The following is a 16,299-nucleotide window of genomic DNA, read 5'->3' as shown; positions in this document are numbered from 1 at the left end:
CAACATGGGGAAATTCTAAAGCAAAAAAGTTGACCTAAAAACGAGCTCACAAAAAATCCAAACTCGACATTCGTCTCAGACAGTGGATTTTTTGTGAGCAAACGGTCAACTTTTTTACTTAAGAATTACCAACCATGAGTCCGTATGCACAGGATAGGACCTTGTAAGTTTATTCCTGCGGTTTCGCATGCCATAATAATTAAATGGAGAACTGTAAGCTTTTATTAGGGTTCGGGGATTTGGCCTAGTGAATTAAATAGAAACTTGACAACTATAGTTGTCATCTGTTAGAATTTAAATGACAAGAAAAGTTGTCAAAATATGATTGATAAAGGAGATGAGCATTTGCCTTTACTAAACCGATTGAAGGAATACAGATCAAGACTTGGCGTCAATCAGACCGAGATGGGAAAGCTCGCAGGCGTATCCAGACAGACGATCAGCCAGATAGAGAGAGGAGACTATTCGCCGTCAGTAACACTTGCGTTAAAGATTGCGAAGATTTGTGAAGTCAGTGTAGAAGATATTTTTATATATGAAGAGGAGATAAATGATGAAGGAAAAGAAAAGTAGTTATTTTACCGCAACGTGGAAGATGCTCGCGGCAGTGATAATCGGGGGAATCGCCGGAGGCGTGTCGGTAGTCATCTATGAACTGATGAAAAAAGGAATAGATGCAGGAATCAGAACGATTAACGGAACGATTCAGCAATATATATTTCCAGCTCTGATTATAATCGCGGTTGTTACGGTAGTTGTTGGTGAATACAGTTTATACCGGTTAAAGAATGTATACAAAGAAATGAAGGATGCAGATGAGGACAGATTCTATGAACTGGATTACGAAGAAGAAAAATGGGGAGCGTGGACCAGTGGGGTTAATTTGGTGTCACAGGTGGCCTGCATCATAATTTTATCCTTTGGATATTCTTTGAAGTATATAGAATCAGGAAAATCCAGATATTTTTTATTCGCCTGCATTATATTTATACTGTGCTATTTCTACGATATTTATCTTTCTGTACGTTATGTAAAAGCGATACAGGCGGCACATCCGGAGAAAAAAGGTGATCCAACTTCAAGCAAATTTACGGAACAGTGGGTGGAAAGCTGTGATGAAGCAGAAAAAGAAATTATATACAAAAGTGCATATAAGACGTATATTGTATTGAACAAAGTAATACCGATATTATTGTTGCTTACATTAATAGCAAATATGTTCTTGAATACTGGTATATTGGCGGTTCTTGTTGTAGCTGTCATTTATCTGGTCACAGGAATGACGTATATCAGATCCAGCATGGTTTCTAAAGCAAAAAGGATTGGATAAAATAAAAAGTCATATTAGGTGAATGCATCAGATAAAACTGGTGCATTCATGATTATAACATATCATTCTATATTATAATTCGTTGAGTTAAGGAACATTTCGTTCCAATCATGAAATACATCGATAAATATATCAAAATTTTTCAAAATATATAACAAAAGAATAAGCAAATAAATGTTGAATTATCAGATATTCGAAATGTGGGATTCCATTATGAAGGATGGAAACGGAAGATTAAAATCATTTGCAAATATACTTGATAATATAATTATTATCGCATTGAAATACTGTAAAGATAAGTTTATACTGAGAGGAGAAGCCTATGAATAATACGAATTTGTTAAAGACAGGTTTTGTTAATGAACGGTTCCGATATTATGAGAAGTTAGTCGCAGAGCTGACAATGATGAGTGATATGTTCATGCGGAACGTGTTAAATATTCTGGAATGTGCGGAATATGTATTAAGAGTTATTACTGAAAATGATGATCTGGAATTAACAGAAGTCGTTGTTCAGAAAGATTACAAGAATTTACAGGGAAGATCGGCTGTACTTGACTGTGTGGCTGTGAATGGCAGAAAAGAAATATATGATATAGAAGTACAGCAGGAAAAAGCCGGAGCAGGCCCAAAAAGATTGCGCTACCACAGCAGTATAATAGACGCACATAGTCTGTTTGCGGGAGAAGATTTTGAAAAACTGCCGGAATCAAAGGTTATTTTTATCGTAGATGAGGAAGTAGAAAATGAAGTTGCACCCATCTTACATATCAAACGGACTGTAAGAGAAACCGGCAGAGATTATAATGATAAAAGCGAAATTATATATATTAACGCCCGGATGAAAGAAAATACAGATCTGGGCAGATTGATGCATGATTTTCATTGTACAAAGGCAGAAGACATGTATAGCAAAGTATTGGCAGAGCGGGTAAGAGTATTGAAAGAGACACAGGAAGGAGTGGAGATTATGTGTAAAGAGATGGATAAGATTTACAAAGCGGGAGAGTTAATAGGAGAAGAGCGTGGAAAAGAAAAAGGAAAATATGAAACAGCAATGAAGTTGCTTGAATTAGGAGCAAGGGAAGACATGATTGCAGAAGCAGTAGGACATAGTGTAGAAGAAATAAAACGTTGGAAGAACGATATGAAACGTCAGTAATGATATTGTAAAAAATTAGAAAGATGGAAAAGGAGAATCTATGATGAAAGTATTTGCATACAGAAAATGCAGCACCTGCATGAAAGCATTAAAGTGGCTGGAAGTACACAACGTAGAATTTGAAGAACGAGCAATTAAAGAAGAAAATCCAACTTACGAAGAATTAAAAGAATGGTACACAATGAGCGGACTTCCACTCAAAAAGTTCTTCAATACCAGTGGTATGATATACAAACAGATGAACCTGAAAGACAAATTAAAAGAAATGACCGAAGACGACCAGTTAAAACTCCTGGCAACCGACGGAATGCTCGTAAAACGCCCATTAGTAATCGGAGATAATTTCGTTCTGACCGGCTTCAAAGAAAAAGAATGGGAAGAGAAACTGCTATAAGTTAAAATATATTATCATAATTATATGAATTCCAGGTAAACACCAGACGTCCGGAAAAATAAAAATATATTTTGATATTCAAAATACTTGACAAACAAAAATTATTGATATATACTTTGACAGTCAAAATAATTTAGAATCAAAATAAATCAGAGGTATTTATAATGACTGGAAGAATATGTGGGACAGGATCTTGCGTACCATCATTTGCAATGGACAACAATGACATTGCGAAACTGGTTGATACCAGTGATGAGTGGATCCGGGAGAGAACCGGAGTCGTGAGACGTCATATTATCAAAGAAGAGACGACGGTATCCATGGCAGCCGAAGCCGGAAGGCAGGCACTTGAAAATGCGGGAATTGCTGCAGAAGATGTGGATCTGATCATCGTGTCTACGATTTCTTCAAATGTAATACTTCCCTGTACAGCCTGTGAAGTGCAGAAAGACCTTGGGGCAAAGCATGCGACATGTTTTGATCTGAGTGCGGCATGCACCGGATTTGTGGTTGCTTATAATACGGCAGCGGCTTATCTGAATGCGGGCGTGTATCAGACTGCACTGATCATTGGCAGCGAGAGTTTATCGAATCTGACGAACTGGAAGGACCGCGGGACGTGTATCCTGTTCGGGGATGGCGCAGGAGCGGCAGTGCTGAAGCGCGAAGATACGGGATATTATCTTCCGGTAACACACTCCGATGGCTTTAGAGGAGAAGCACTTCGCTGTAAAAGCAGATATGACAGAAGCGAATTATCACCGGAAGATATGCCAAAGCCGGAAGAAAAAGAATATCTGATGCAGATGGATGGAAGAGAAGTATTTATGTTTGCTGTAAAGAGCGTGCCGCAGGCAATAAAAGAAGTATTGGAAAAGAATGACACGGCACAGGAAGAAATCAGTTTTTACATCTTGCATCAGGCGAACAGAAGAATTGTAGAAGCAATCGCAAAGCGGCTGGGTGAACCGATAGAAAAATTTCCGATGAATCTGGAAGAATATGGAAATACATCTTCCGCAAGTATTCCAATTCTTCTCGATGAACTGAACCGAGCCGGGAAACTGAACAGAGGACAGAAGATTATCCTGGCAGGATTTGGTGCAGGACTCACCTGGGGGGCCAGCATTCTGGAGTGGTAAGAAGCCTCAGATAAGCAACCCTTATAAGTGCAAAAGAATTAAAAAGGAACCAAAGCTAAAAAAGAGAGACAAAAACAGAAATAAAAGGAGAACAAAGATATGTTAGAACAGATTAAAAAAATGGTAGCAGATAACTTAGGAGTAGAGGAAAGCAAAATCACAGAAAACGCATCATTCAAAGATGACCTCGGAGCAGATTCCTTAGATCTTTTTGAACTGACAATGGCACTGGAAGATGAATATGGAATCGAGATTCCGTCGGAAGATCTGGAAAAGATCGTAACAGTCGGTGATGTTGTAGAGTATGTGAACGCTCATAAAGAGTAAGAAAATTATAAAAAGACAGGGAGTATAGAGATTATGCAGACAGAAGTAACCAGATTATTAGGAATTGAATACCCGATCATTCAGGGCGGTATGGCCTGGGTGGCAGAATACCATCTGGCAGCAGGTGTATCCGAAGCCGGCGGACTGGGACTCATCGGTGCAGCAAGTGCTCCGGCAGACTGGGTAAGAGATCAGGTACGCAAGGCAAAAGAACTGACAGACAAACCATTCGGTGTCAACATCATGCTGATGAGTCCTTATGCAGATGAAGTTGCAAAGGTGATTGTCGAAGAAGGCGTAAAGGTTGTTACCACCGGTGCGGGTAATCCGGAGAAATACATGAAGATGTGGAAGGAAGCCGGCGTAAAGGTTATTCCGGTCGTTGCTTCTGTGGCCCTGGCAAAAAGAATGGAACGCTGTGGTGCGGATGCACTGGTAGCAGAAGGTTGTGAAGCCGGCGGACATATCGGCGAGAGTACAACGATGGTACTTGTTCCACAGATTGTAGATGCAGTCAGTATTCCGGTTATTGCAGCCGGAGGAATTGCCGATGGAAGAGGAATTGCTGCGGCATTCATGCTGGGAGCAAAAGGCGTCCAGATGGGAACACATTTTGTTGTAACAGATGAATCCCAGGTACATGAGAATTACAAAGAAAGAATCATCAAAGCGAAGGATATTGATTCCAGAGTAACAGGAAGAACCACAGGACATCCGGTCAGAGCCCTTCGCAATGATATGACGAGAAAATATCTGGAACTGGAAAATGCCGGAGCAGAATTCGAAGAACTGGAAAAGCTCACACTTGGCGGCCTCAGAAAAGCAGTCGTAGAGGGTGATGTAAAGAACGGAAGCGTAATGGCAGGACAGATTGCCGGCATGGTAAAAGAAAGAATGTCATGTAAAGATCTGATCCAGAAACTGGTAACAGAGACAGATGCATTAATCGGAGGACAGGGATTCTATGAGTAAGATTGCATTTATTTATCCGGGACAGGGTGCTCAGAAAGCCGGCATGGGAGCCGACTTTTATGAAAACAGTGAGATTGCAAGATACATATTTGACCAGGCAGGTGAGGAACTTGATCTGGATATGAAGGAACTTTGCTTTGAAGAAAATGACAGGCTGGATTTGACGGAATATACACAGGCAGCAATGGTCACGACCTGTCTGGCAATGACAAGAGTTGCGGAAAGTAAAGGACTGAAAGCAGATATCACAGCAGGATTAAGCCTGGGAGAATACCCGGCGATCGCAGCTGCCGGAGGAATGAACGATATGGATGCGATCCGCCTGGTAAGAAAAAGAGGAATCCTGATGCAGAACACGGTTCCGGCAGGAGAAGGAGCCATGTGTGCGGTCATTTCTATGGCGGCAGAGGAAATCGAAAAAGTGATCGAACCGATTGCTGATGTGTCGGTCGCAAACTATAACTGTCCGGGACAAATCGTCATCACCGGTAAGACCGACGCTGTAGAAGAAGCGGCTGCAAAGTTAAAAGAAGCAGGGGCGAGACGCACCATTATGTTAAATGTCAGCGGACCGTTCCATTCTCAGATGCTGGTTCCGGCAGGAGAGAAACTGGCGGAAGAACTGGAACATACCAGATTTCACGAATTAAGAATTCCGTATGTAACGAATGTAACAGCAGAGAAGGTAACAGACATCAGAGAAACTCCGGGACTTCTTACGACACAGATCAGTTCACCGGTGCGCTGGATGCAGAGCATGGAACGCATGATCGCAGACGGTGTTGATACATTTGTTGAGATCGGACCGGGTAAGACACTGGAAGGATTTTTAAGAAAAATCGACCGAAGTGTGAAAGTATTCCACATTTCCCAGTGGGAGGATGTGGATAAAGTCTGCACCGAACTTGCAGATAGTGGAAAGATGATGGAGGAAGCTTAAAGATGAGTCAGACAATGGAAGGAAAAGTTGCAGTTGTAACCGGAGCGTCCAGAGGAATCGGAAAAGCAATCGCTGTGAAGCTTGCATCAAAAGGAGCAACAGTTGTGATCAACTATAACGGTTCCAGAGAAAGAGCCGAAGAAGTAAAGAATGAAGTTGAGTCTGCAGGCGGTAAAGCGGTGATCATACAATGTAATGTGGCCGATTTTGATGCCTGTAAAGAATTCATCGAGACGGTGATCAAGGAGCAGGGAAGAATTGATATTCTGGTTAATAATGCAGGAATCACAAAGGATGGACTCCTTATGAAGATGTCAGAAGAAGATTTTGATAAGGTATTGGACACAAACTTGAAGGGAACATTTCATACAATAAGAGCTGCGCTCCGCCAGATGATCCGCCAGAGAAGCGGACGCATCATAAATATGGCATCTGTTGTAGGTGTCAGCGGTAATGCAGGACAGGCAAATTATGCGGCGTCCAAAGCAGGTGTGATCGGACTGACCAAAACAGCAGCCAGAGAAGTGGCATCCAGAGGAATCACGGTCAATGCAGTTGCACCGGGATTTATCGAGACCGACATGACAGAAGTACTTCCGGAAAAGATAAAAGAAGCGTCTGCCGCACAGATTCCGCTTGGAAAATTCGGAAAAGCAGAAGATGTGGCGAATGCGGTTGCATTTCTTGCGTCAGAGGATGCGGGATATATTACTGGACAGGTATTGCATGTAGACGGCGGTATGGTGATGTAAAGGAGATTAAGATATATGAAGAGAAGAGTTGTAGTGACAGGACTTGGAGCAGTGACTCCGATCGGAAATACGGTAGAGGAGTTCTGGAGCGGCATCAAAGAAGGAAAAGTGGGAATCGGAGAGATTACCAAATTCGACACCACAGAATATAAAGTAAAGATTGCAGCAGAGGTAAAAGATTTTCAGGCAAAAGACAGAATGGATTTTAAGGCAGCAAGAAGAATGGAACCATTTTCCCAGTATGCGGTGGCAGCGGCAAAAGAAGCATTCGAAGATGCCGGACTTGATATGTCAAAGGAAGATCCGTTCCGTGTCGGTGTAATTGTGGGTTCCGGTATCGGAAGCCTGCAGGCTGTAGAAAAAGAATACGAAAAAATCCGGACTAAAGGACCGGGAAGAGTTAATCCGCTTCTGGTTCCGATGATGATCTCGAACATGGCAGCAGGAAATATTTCCATTCAGCTCGGTCTGAAGGGAAAATGTACGAATGTCGTTACAGCATGTGCCAGTGGAACAAACTGCATCGGTGATGCATTCCGTGCGATCCAGTATGGTGACGCAGAAGTGATGCTGGCGGGTGGAGCAGAAGGATGTATCTGTGAGACCGGAGTCGCAGGATTCACAAGCCTGACAGCACTTTCGACTTCTACAGATCCGATGAAGGCATCCAGACCATTTGATAAAGACAGGGATGGATTCGTTCTCGGAGAAGGTGCAGGTGTAGTTGTTCTGGAAGAACTGGAACATGCAAAACAACGTGGTGCAGTCATCTATGCTGAACTTGTCGGATACGGTTCTACGGGAGATGCATATCACATTACTTCTCCGGCAGAAGACGGAAGCGGTGCAGCCAAAGCAATGGAACTTGCGATGGAAGAAGGCGGAATCGAACCTTCCCAGGTGGATTACATCAACGCACACGGAACCAGTACACATCACAATGACCTGTTCGAGACACGTGCGATCAAACTGGCTCTTGGCGATGCGGCAAAAGATGTTGTGATCAACTCGACAAAATCCATGATCGGCCATCTGCTCGGTGCGGCCGGAGGTGTGGAATTTATCACTTGTGTGAAGACAATCCAGGACAACTTCATCCATCAGACAGTCGGAACTGAAACTCCGGATGAAGAGTGTGACCTGAACTATGCGATCGGTGCGCCGGTAGAAAAAGAAGTCAATTATGTACTGACAAATTCACTTGGATTTGGCGGACATAATGCGGTGTTACTGTTAAAGAGATATGAAGACTAGCGGAGAATTGCAGGAGGGACAAAGACATATGGAAATGGAGAAAATGATCGAACTCATAGATGCTGTGTCAAAGTCAGATCTGACAGGCTTTAAATATGAGGAAGACGGTATCAAACTGCATTTGAGCAAGAAAGAAAATACATGCTATGTGACGGAAAATGTGTCTGCACCGGTGAATATGACCGGAACAGCTTCTGCCGGAGTGGTTTCTGCTGAGATGGGAAAAACGAATGCAGAAGGGGATCAGACACTGGGAGCAGCTGCGGAAGAAGCAGTCGCAGGAAATATTGTAGAGTCTCCGCTGGTAGGAACATTTTATTCAGCACCTGCAGAAGATGCAGAAAGCTTCGTAAAAGTCGGAGACAGAGTAGAAAAAGGACAGACACTCGGAATCGTGGAAGCCATGAAGCTGATGAATGAGATCGAAAGCGATTACAGCGGAACGGTTGCAGAGATTCTGGTAAATAATCAGGAAGGCGTGGAATACGGACAGCCGTTATTTCGCATCGTGTAGGAGGACAATATGAATCATTTGAACATCAATCAGATCAAAGAAATCATTCCGCACCGTCATCCATTTCTTCTGTTGGATTACATCGAAGATTATGTGCCGGGAGAATATGCAGTGGGATATAAATGCGTATCTTACAGAGAAGAATTCTTTGCGGGACACTTCCCGGAAGAACCTGTAATGCCGGGCGTGCTGACAATCGAAGCACTGGCACAGGCCGGTGCGGTTGCAATCTTAAGCCTGGAAGAAAATAAAGGAAAGATTGCATATTTCGGCGGTATTAATAAATGCAAATTCAAAGGAAAGATCGTCCCGGGAGACAAGGTACGTCTGGAGACGAAGATCATCCGCAGAAAAGGACCTGTCGGTGTCGGCGAGGCAGTTGCGAGCGTGGATGGAAAAGTAGTCGTAAGTGCAGAGCTTACATTCATGGTCGGATAGATAAGAGCAACATAGGAGAGTGTAAAGAAAGATGATTAAAAAAGTATTGATCGCAAACAGAGGAGAGATCGCGGTGCGTATCATCCGCGCCTGCCGTGAGATGGGAATTGAGACCGTAGCGGTCTATTCCGAGGCAGACAAAGAAGCACTGCATACCAAGCTTGCAGACGAAGCCATCTGCATCGGGCCGGCTCCGTCAAAGGACAGCTATCTCAGTATGGAAAATATCATCAGTGCAACGATCATAAGCGGTGCAGATGCAATCCATCCGGGATTTGGATTCCTGTCAGAGAATAGTAAATTTGCAGAGCTGTGCGAGCAGTGCAATATTACATTCATCGGGCCGGATTCAAAAGTCATTGCAAGTCTTGGAAATAAACAGGTTGCGAGAAATACGATGATGGCAGCGGGAGTACCGGTCATTCCGGGAAGCAAAGAACCCGTCTACGATGCAAAGACCGGTGCAGAACTTGCCCGAGAGATTGGCTATCCGGTTATCATTAAGGCAGCTTTAGGAGGCGGGGGCAAAGGTATGCGTACCGCCTGGACACCGGAAGAGTTCGAGTCTGCATTCCAGACGGCTCAGAAAGAGACCGAGATGGCATTTGCCGATTCGACGATGTACATTGAACATTTTGTAGAGAATCCAAGACACATTGAGTTCCAGATCCTGGCGGATAAATATGGCAATGTGATCCATCTGGGAGAAAGAGATTGTTCTATTCAGCGCAATCATCAGAAGCTGATCGAAGAATCTCCGTCTGTTGCATTATCGGATGAACTGAGAAAGAAGATGGGTGACGCTGCGGTAAAAGCTGCCAAAGCGGCAGGTTATGAGAATGCCGGAACCATCGAATTCTTATTAGAAAAATCCGGGAACTTTTATTTCATGGAAATGAATACCAGAATCCAGGTGGAACATCCGGTCACAGAATGGGTGACAGGTGTAGATCTTGTGAAAGAACAGATCCGCATTGCATCCGGACAGAAATTATCCTATACACAGGAAGATATCAGACTGACCGGTCATGCGATCGAGTGCAGGATCAATGCAGAGAATCCGGAGAAAGGGTTCCGTCCGTCCCCGGGAACGATCACAGATATGTATCTTCCGGGAGGAAAGGGTATCCGTATTGATTCTGCGATATACAGCGGCTATACGATTCCGCCGTATTATGATTCCATGGTGGCCAAGCTGATCGTGTGGGCGAAGAATCGTCAGGAAGCGATCCGTAAGATGCAGAGTGCACTTGGAGAAGTCATTATAGAAGGAATCGATACGAATGTTGATTATCAGTATGGGATTGTCAATCATCCGGATTATATTGAGGGAAATATAGATATTGAATTTATTGAAAGGCTGTAGAGGTGACTGCTGATGAAGCTGGACAACGTATTTAAAAAGACCAGAATTGCTGTCGGAAGAAAGAATTATATTACATTTACCAGACGACCGGAAGTTCCAGAAGGATTACTTCGCAAATGTAATAAATGTGGGGGAGCGATCATTGCGGAGGATGTAAAGAAAGATCATTATATCTGTCCAAAGTGCGGAGGATATTTCCGCGTGCATGCAAGACGCAGAATCGAGATGATCACAGATGAAGGTTCTTTTGAAGAATGGGATTCGGATCTTCAGGGAGGAAATCCTCTGGAATACAAAGGATACGAAGAAAAACTGAAGAAATTACAGGAAAAGACAGGGCTTTCAGAAGCAGTTGTAACAGGAAAAGCAAAGATTGACGGCCGCGAGGCGGCTATCGGAGTCTGTGATGGAAGATTCCTGATGGCCAGCATGGGAGAGGCAGTTGGAGAGAAGATAGCAAGGGCGGTAGAACGGGCAACGAAAGAAAGACTTCCGGTCATCTTATTTGCCTGCTCCGGAGGGGCCCGCATGCAGGAGGGAATCGTCTCTCTGATGCAGATGGCAAAGACATCCGCAGCACTGAAGCGCCACAGTGATGCCGGACTTCTTTACATCAGCGTACTGACCGATCCCACGACTGGCGGAGTAACCGCAAGCTTTGCGATGCTCGGTGATGTGATCCTGGCAGAGCCAAAAGCTCTGATCGGGTTCGCAGGCCCAAGAGTGATTGAGCAGACCATCGGACAGAAGCTTCCGGATGGTTTCCAGAGAGCAGAGTTTTTACTGGAACATGGATTTCTGGATGCCATTGTGGAGCGCCCTCAGATGAAAGAGACACTTTCTAAGATTCTGGCACTTCATGAGGTAGGAGAAGGAACAGGATTTAATAGAAAAAAATGTGATGTGGAACTGACATCAGGCAGCAAGATGAATATGACCGCATGGCAGAGAGTAGAACTTTCCAGACGCAAAGACCGGCCGGTAGGCAGTGATTACATTGACGCACTCTTTACAGATTTTGTAGAATTCCACGGAGACCGGTATTTCGCAGATGACAAAGCTATCATCGGTGGCGTTGCAAGATTCCATGGCACGCCGGTAACAGTGATTGCACAGGCAAAGGGAAGAAATACGAAGGAAAATATCGAAAGAAACTTTGGTATGCCACAGCCGGAGGGATACAGAAAAGCCTTAAGACTTATGAAACAGGCAGAGAAATTCTCTCGTCCGGTCATCTGTCTGGTTGATACACCGGGAGCATTCTGTGGACTCGAAGCAGAAGAACGCGGACAGGGAGAAGCCATTGCCAGAAATATCTATGAGATGTCCGGATTAAGGGTTCCGGTTGTTTCAATCATCATTGGAGAAGGCGGAAGTGGCGGAGCACTTGCGATGGCCACTTCAGATGAAGTATGGATGTTGGAAAATTCCATCTATTCCATCCTCTCGCCGGAAGGATTCGCAAGTATCCTCTGGAAAGACAGCTCCAAGGCCAAAGAAGCAGCAGAAGTGATGAAATTGACGGCAGAGAATCTGAAGGCACAGGGAATTGTAGAGCGTGTCTTTGCAGAGCCGGAGGAATATATCGTTCAGAATATGGATGTTGTGATCATGCAGATGGATGAGGCAATCGAAGAATTTCTGATGAAATATAAAAGTTTGTCAGAGCAGGAGTTAATAGAACATAGATATGAGCGTTTCAGGAATATGTAATATGGAGCAGAGTAAATCACTGCTATATATCATAAGAAAACGATGTATTTTACAGGCAATGTTTATGGACGAACAGATTCTATAATAGAGTGAGGAAAATATATGAAAATACAACCACTGAAAATAGGAACAAAGACAGCAAAAGTTCCAGTCATTCAAGGTGGTATGGGAGTTGGTATCAGCCTTGGAAATCTTGCTGGAGCAGTTGCAAAGGAGGGCGGCATAGGGATCATCTCTGCCGCTCAGCCTGGTTTTAGAGAAGAAGATTTTATAAAAGATCCATTAAAAGCGAATTTAAGAGCGATAAAATCAGAGTATGAGAAAGCAAGAAAGATTGCATCGGACGGAATCATTGGATTCAATCTGATGGTTGCCATGGAGCACTATGAAGAATATGTGCATGCGGTGGTAGAAGCAGGAGCAGATCTGATCGTATCGGGAGCGGGACTTCCGACGGATCTTCCGAAATATGTGGGTGAGTCCGACATCTTACTCGCACCGATCGTATCGACTGCAAAATCGGCAAATGTGATATTAAAATATTGGGACAAAAAATACCACAGAATCCCGGATCTGGTTGTGATCGAAGGACCGCTCGCAGGGGGACATCTTGGATTTCATGAAGAGCAGCTGGAAACGTATGGTATAGATGCTGGGGCAGAAGACTATGTAAAATGCCGAACTTCCTACGAAAAAGAAATCATAGCCATCATGCAGGTCATTCATACATTTTCGGAAAAATATGGAAAAAAGATTCCTGTTGCGATGGGGGGAGGAATTCATGACAGTGAAAGCGCAGCGCGTGCATTTTCCCTCGGAGCAGATGCCATACAGGTGGCGACAAGATTCGTTACAACAGAAGAATGCGATGCAGATATCCGCTATAAAGAAGCCTACCTGAATGCAAGAAAAGAAGACATCGTGATTGTAAAAAGTCCGGTGGGAATGCCGGGACGTGCAATCTTGAATCCATTTATGAAAAAAGTAAAAGAACTGGGGCGTATTGCACCGGCGCATTGTTTTCAGTGTCTGAAGCATTGTAATCCGGGAACCACGCCGTATTGTATCACTCAGGCACTGATCAATGCGGCAAAAGGAAAGATAGATGATGCGTTACTTTTCTGTGGAGCGTATGCATATCAGGCAACTCATCTGGAAACTGTAAAAGAAGTTATTGATTCTCTGATACCAGAAAGGGTATAATAAAGAATAAGAGTAAAGAATGAAGAGTTAAAGTGAAGGAAATTACAGAAGATGGGAATGGATGATGCATATAAGATGATCAATCAGACACTGGTCAGTCTGATCAATGAAATATGGGAACTGGAAGAAAAGGCAATCATTACGGATGAGTTCAAAGACCTTACGAATAATGATATGCATGTGATCGAGGCAGTCGGACTTGGCGACGGGAATAATATGTCTTCGATTGCCAGAAAGCTTAATATTACCGTAGGATCCCTTACGACTGCCATGAACAGTCTGGTGAACAAAAGATATGTAGAGCGTCATCGCAGCGAAGAAGACAGAAGAGTCGTTCTTGTCAAGCTGACAGAAAAAGGTGTGAAGGCTTACCACCATCATGAAGATTATCACAGACAGATGACACAGGCCATTCTGGATAAACTGGATGATACCGAGCTTCCGGTGCTTGTGAAGACATTGGATGCGTTATCCGAATTCTTTACCGGTTACAGTGAGAATAAGGAGTCATAAAGTATATGGTAAAAGGTGTAATCTTTGATATGGATGGAACGATGTTCGATACAGAACGTCTTTCTACCAAAGGATGGATTTACGCAGGTAAAAAGCTGGGCGTGGATATTCCGGTAGCATTGACAGATTCTTTTCGGGGAAGAAATCCACAGGCGATCCGAAAAAAATTTGCAGCATATTTTGGAGACAGACTGGATTACGATACAGCGCGTGCAATGAAGCATGAGTATTTCGACGAAGTGACAAAAGAATCTGTTCCGCATAAAGAAGGACTGCAGGATTTATTAGAATATTTAAAAGAACATGAGATTCCGGCTGTGGTTGCGACATCCACAGAAAGAAAGCGTGCGAGCAGGCTGATACATATGTCCGGTATAGAACATCTGATTTCGAATGCGATTTACGGAGATATGGTGGAGCGTGGGAAGCCGGAGCCGGACATTTTCCTGAAAGCAGCAGAGCTGATTGGGCAGGATCCAAAGGAATGCCTGGTACTGGAGGACAGTGCACCGGGACTTCTGGCAGGAAAGGCAGCGGGCGGATATACGATCTATGTGCCGGACATAGCAGTTGTGTCAAAAGAGGCAAAAGAAGGAATTACGGCAGAACTGGCGGACTTGCATGAAGTGGCTGCATGGATCAGAAAAGAGAATAAAAAGTAAGAAGGAAAATGACTGTCATGCAGCCTTTGGAGGCTGTGGGCAGTTTTTTTGCATCGCCATGCATTCGTAAGGAATAAAAAATATAAAGATTCAGGAGGAACAGATATGTACGAGAAAGAAGTAGAACAATTACAGAACATTATTGATGACAGTAAAAGAATCGTATTCTTCGGAGGAGCAGGGGTTTCTACAGAGAGCAATATTCCGGATTTCCGAAGTGCGGACGGGTTATATCAACAAAAGTATAAATATTCGCCGGAGCAGATCGTAAGTCATAGTTTCTTTGTACGGAACCCAGAAGGGTTTTATGAATTTTATAAGGAGAAGATGATGTTTCTGGATGCCAAACCGAATGCTGCACACTTGAAACTTGCAGAATTGGAAGAGGCGGGTAAATTAACGGCCGTGATTACACAGAATATTGACGGACTTCATCAGGCGGCCGGAAGTAAGAATGTACTGGAACTGCACGGAAGTATTCACCGGAACTATTGTATGAAATGCCACAAATTCTATGATGCGGCATATGTAAAAAATGCATCCGGAATTCCAAGATGCACTTGTGGCGGAATGATCAAACCGGATGTAGTACTCTATGAGGAAGGACTGGATTCGGATGTGATCAGCAGGAGTATCAAAGCGATCAGTGAAGCAGATACGCTAATCATAGGAGGCACGTCTCTGGTTGTGTATCCCGCGGCAGGATTTATTGATTATTTCCGCGGGAAACATCTTGTGGTGATCAATAAGAGTGCAACAGCCAGAGAAGTAGGTGCAAAGCTTACGATAGCGGCACCGATTGGGGAGATACTTGGAAGGGTGCATTAAATTCCAAGTGTTGCCGCCTTCTTGTAGTTATAACAAGAAGAATTCTATGCTTATGAAGGTGGCATTCCCGAGTACGATTGAGTTGGATGGATTCATCGGACAGCTCCAGCATTTCGGAAAGACACAGACACAGATTGTATTCTCTACACCGGTTGAGCCGAGGGGATTGAATGTGGAAGCATTAGAAGAAAAAGAAGAATAGATAAAAACCTGGCAGCCGGGGATGTTACATAGAATGTATAATATCTCCGGCTGCCGGGTTCTATTTAGTCAGCTTTTTGATAGATCAGGCGGATATCACCGTTTTGCAGGGTAGTATGCCCGCAGCAGGTGAAGCCTAATTTGACGAGCAGATGCTGCATGGGAATATTATCATCGTGTGTATCAATTTTAATATTTGGGAACTGTTCATAAGCCCAGTTCAGACAGAAGGTAGCTACGCCCTTTGTACCAGGTGCCGTGGCAACTCTGTGAACAACGGCATAGGGTCTGTCATTTAACCAGGAACCGTCAATTGTCTGGTAATCAGGGTCTTCTTCCCTGTGAAAATAGAATACGCCTCCGATTTGCTCATCTTCTTCTATCTGAATGATGCAGACATATAAGCAGTCGGACTGGATATCCTGTGTGGTAAGTGAAACCGGAGGATAACTGTCCCGCCACTGGTCCGGATTGCCGTGTTCTTTCATATATTTCCGGGCATAAGCATAGATTGCAAGGATGTCCGGAAGATCATTCATTGTCGCTTTTCTGATCTGCATAAAAATCTCCTTTTGTTATTCATTACTT

The 16,299-nt window shown here is 43.7% G+C and carries 19 protein-coding genes and 1 pseudogene; 19 read left to right on the top strand and 1 reads right to left on the bottom strand.

The features are described from left to right. The first annotated feature begins 345 nt into the window (after positions 1-345). The 19 genes and pseudogenes from NCY30_RS05715 to NCY30_RS05625 form a co-directional block, all read left to right on the top strand. Positions 346-573 (top strand): helix-turn-helix transcriptional regulator, encoded by a 228-nt coding sequence (locus tag NCY30_RS05715; RefSeq protein ID WP_028088072.1) that lies wholly within the window; start codon positions 346-348, stop codon positions 571-573. After that, positions 554-1,330 (top strand): DUF3169 family protein, encoded by a 777-nt coding sequence (locus tag NCY30_RS05710; protein ID WP_055193512.1) that lies wholly within the window; start codon positions 554-556, stop codon positions 1,328-1,330. Before NCY30_RS05715 ends, NCY30_RS05710 begins: the two co-directional genes overlap by 20 nt. A 322-nt stretch (positions 1,331-1,652) precedes the next feature. Next, positions 1,653-2,492, top strand: coding sequence for a PD-(D/E)XK nuclease family transposase (locus NCY30_RS05705; RefSeq protein ID WP_006428209.1), 840 nt, complete (start codon positions 1,653-1,655; stop codon positions 2,490-2,492). 43 nt (positions 2,493-2,535) lie between these two features. Further along, positions 2,536-2,886 (top strand): arsenate reductase family protein, encoded by a 351-nt coding sequence (locus NCY30_RS05700; protein ID WP_044920331.1) that lies wholly within the window; start codon positions 2,536-2,538, stop codon positions 2,884-2,886. Between the two features lie 164 nt (positions 2,887-3,050). Next, positions 3,051-4,028, top strand: coding sequence for a beta-ketoacyl-ACP synthase III (locus tag NCY30_RS05695; RefSeq protein WP_055193510.1), 978 nt, complete (start codon positions 3,051-3,053; stop codon positions 4,026-4,028). 99 nt (positions 4,029-4,127) lie between these two features. Continuing rightward, on the top strand, positions 4,128-4,355 hold the full coding sequence (locus NCY30_RS05690) for an acyl carrier protein (protein WP_006428212.1): 228 nt from the start codon (positions 4,128-4,130) through the stop codon (positions 4,353-4,355). Between the two features lie 33 nt (positions 4,356-4,388). Continuing rightward, complete coding sequence (gene fabK, locus NCY30_RS05685) at positions 4,389-5,327, top strand: enoyl-[acyl-carrier-protein] reductase FabK (RefSeq protein WP_006428213.1); 939 nt, start codon at positions 4,389-4,391, stop codon at positions 5,325-5,327. Next, on the top strand, positions 5,320-6,267 hold the full coding sequence (fabD, locus tag NCY30_RS05680) for an ACP S-malonyltransferase (protein WP_006428214.1): 948 nt from the start codon (positions 5,320-5,322) through the stop codon (positions 6,265-6,267). The genes fabK and fabD overlap by 8 nt, the downstream gene beginning before the upstream one ends. Positions 6,268-6,269: 2 nt before the next feature. Further along, positions 6,270-7,019: a 3-oxoacyl-[acyl-carrier-protein] reductase gene (gene fabG, locus NCY30_RS05675; RefSeq protein WP_006428215.1), complete on the top strand. Its 750-nt coding sequence runs from the start codon at positions 6,270-6,272 to the stop codon at positions 7,017-7,019. 15 nt (positions 7,020-7,034) lie between these two features. Continuing rightward, complete coding sequence (fabF, locus tag NCY30_RS05670) at positions 7,035-8,273, top strand: beta-ketoacyl-ACP synthase II (RefSeq protein ID WP_006428216.1); 1,239 nt, start codon at positions 7,035-7,037, stop codon at positions 8,271-8,273. Positions 8,274-8,301: 28 nt separating this feature from the next. Beyond that, on the top strand, positions 8,302-8,787 hold the full coding sequence (gene accB, locus NCY30_RS05665; protein WP_130096240.1) for an acetyl-CoA carboxylase biotin carboxyl carrier protein: 486 nt from the start codon (positions 8,302-8,304) through the stop codon (positions 8,785-8,787). A gap of 9 nt (positions 8,788-8,796) precedes the next feature. Further along, on the top strand, positions 8,797-9,225 hold the full coding sequence (gene fabZ / locus NCY30_RS05660; protein WP_055180667.1) for a 3-hydroxyacyl-ACP dehydratase FabZ: 429 nt from the start codon (positions 8,797-8,799) through the stop codon (positions 9,223-9,225). Between the two features lie 31 nt (positions 9,226-9,256). Beyond that, the gene (locus NCY30_RS05655) at positions 9,257-10,591 is read left to right on the top strand and encodes an acetyl-CoA carboxylase biotin carboxylase subunit (protein WP_006428219.1); all 1,335 of its coding nucleotides are present in this window, start codon (positions 9,257-9,259) and stop codon (positions 10,589-10,591) included. A gap of 12 nt (positions 10,592-10,603) precedes the next feature. Next, complete coding sequence (locus NCY30_RS05650; RefSeq protein WP_055214880.1) at positions 10,604-12,304, top strand: acetyl-CoA carboxylase carboxyl transferase subunit; 1,701 nt, start codon at positions 10,604-10,606, stop codon at positions 12,302-12,304. 102 nt (positions 12,305-12,406) lie between these two features. Continuing rightward, the gene (locus NCY30_RS05645) at positions 12,407-13,507 is read left to right on the top strand and encodes an NAD(P)H-dependent flavin oxidoreductase (RefSeq protein WP_006428221.1); all 1,101 of its coding nucleotides are present in this window, start codon (positions 12,407-12,409) and stop codon (positions 13,505-13,507) included. A 57-nt stretch (positions 13,508-13,564) separates the two neighbouring features. Continuing rightward, positions 13,565-14,020 (top strand): MarR family winged helix-turn-helix transcriptional regulator, encoded by a 456-nt coding sequence (locus NCY30_RS05640; RefSeq protein WP_044920427.1) that lies wholly within the window; start codon positions 13,565-13,567, stop codon positions 14,018-14,020. Between the two features lie 5 nt (positions 14,021-14,025). Then, positions 14,026-14,682 (top strand): HAD family hydrolase, encoded by a 657-nt coding sequence (locus tag NCY30_RS05635; RefSeq protein WP_022415902.1) that lies wholly within the window; start codon positions 14,026-14,028, stop codon positions 14,680-14,682. Between the two features lie 105 nt (positions 14,683-14,787). Continuing rightward, positions 14,788-15,510: an NAD-dependent protein deacylase gene (locus NCY30_RS05630; RefSeq protein WP_006428224.1), complete on the top strand. Its 723-nt coding sequence runs from the start codon at positions 14,788-14,790 to the stop codon at positions 15,508-15,510. 43 nt (positions 15,511-15,553) lie between these two features. Beyond that, a pseudogene (locus NCY30_RS05625) lies at positions 15,554-15,712 on the top strand (Lrp/AsnC family transcriptional regulator); the annotation flags it as partial. A 64-nt stretch (positions 15,713-15,776) separates the two neighbouring features. On the opposite strand, the gene NCY30_RS05620 reads toward NCY30_RS05625, so the two are convergent. Continuing rightward, complete coding sequence (locus NCY30_RS05620) at positions 15,777-16,271, bottom strand: GNAT family N-acetyltransferase (RefSeq protein ID WP_006428226.1); 495 nt, start codon at positions 16,269-16,271, stop codon at positions 15,777-15,779. Between the last annotated feature and the right edge of the window lie 28 nt (positions 16,272-16,299).

It is taken from the genome of Dorea sp. MB18-49 (assembly GCF_023669465.1).
GTDB lineage: Bacteria > Bacillota > Clostridia > Lachnospirales > Lachnospiraceae > Dorea_A > Dorea_A longicatena.
The sequence above is the reverse complement of the archived record's forward strand: the minus strand, read 5'-3'. Positions and strand labels throughout refer to the sequence as shown.

Coding starts and splice junctions, on each gene's coding strand:
- NCY30_RS05710 (WP_055193512.1), top strand. CDS start 554: ATGAAGGAAAAGAAAAGTAGTTATTTTACCGCAACGTGGAAGATGCTC.
- NCY30_RS05705 (WP_006428209.1), top strand. CDS start 1,653: ATGAATAATACGAATTTGTTAAAGACAGGTTTTGTTAATGAACGGTTC.
- NCY30_RS05700 (WP_044920331.1), top strand. CDS start 2,536: ATGAAAGTATTTGCATACAGAAAATGCAGCACCTGCATGAAAGCATTA.
- NCY30_RS05695 (WP_055193510.1), top strand. CDS start 3,051: ATGACTGGAAGAATATGTGGGACAGGATCTTGCGTACCATCATTTGCA.
- NCY30_RS05690 (WP_006428212.1), top strand. CDS start 4,128: ATGTTAGAACAGATTAAAAAAATGGTAGCAGATAACTTAGGAGTAGAG.
- fabK (WP_006428213.1), top strand. CDS start 4,389: ATGCAGACAGAAGTAACCAGATTATTAGGAATTGAATACCCGATCATT.
- fabD (WP_006428214.1), top strand. CDS start 5,320: ATGAGTAAGATTGCATTTATTTATCCGGGACAGGGTGCTCAGAAAGCC.
- fabG (WP_006428215.1), top strand. CDS start 6,270: ATGAGTCAGACAATGGAAGGAAAAGTTGCAGTTGTAACCGGAGCGTCC.
- fabF (WP_006428216.1), top strand. CDS start 7,035: ATGAAGAGAAGAGTTGTAGTGACAGGACTTGGAGCAGTGACTCCGATC.
- accB (WP_130096240.1), top strand. CDS start 8,302: ATGGAAATGGAGAAAATGATCGAACTCATAGATGCTGTGTCAAAGTCA.
- fabZ (WP_055180667.1), top strand. CDS start 8,797: ATGAATCATTTGAACATCAATCAGATCAAAGAAATCATTCCGCACCGT.
- NCY30_RS05655 (WP_006428219.1), top strand. CDS start 9,257: ATGATTAAAAAAGTATTGATCGCAAACAGAGGAGAGATCGCGGTGCGT.
- NCY30_RS05650 (WP_055214880.1), top strand. CDS start 10,604: ATGAAGCTGGACAACGTATTTAAAAAGACCAGAATTGCTGTCGGAAGA.
- NCY30_RS05645 (WP_006428221.1), top strand. CDS start 12,407: ATGAAAATACAACCACTGAAAATAGGAACAAAGACAGCAAAAGTTCCA.
- NCY30_RS05640 (WP_044920427.1), top strand. CDS start 13,565: ATGGATGATGCATATAAGATGATCAATCAGACACTGGTCAGTCTGATC.
- NCY30_RS05635 (WP_022415902.1), top strand. CDS start 14,026: ATGGTAAAAGGTGTAATCTTTGATATGGATGGAACGATGTTCGATACA.
- NCY30_RS05630 (WP_006428224.1), top strand. CDS start 14,788: ATGTACGAGAAAGAAGTAGAACAATTACAGAACATTATTGATGACAGT.
- NCY30_RS05620 (WP_006428226.1), bottom strand. CDS start 16,271: ATGCAGATCAGAAAAGCGACAATGAATGATCTTCCGGACATCCTTGCA.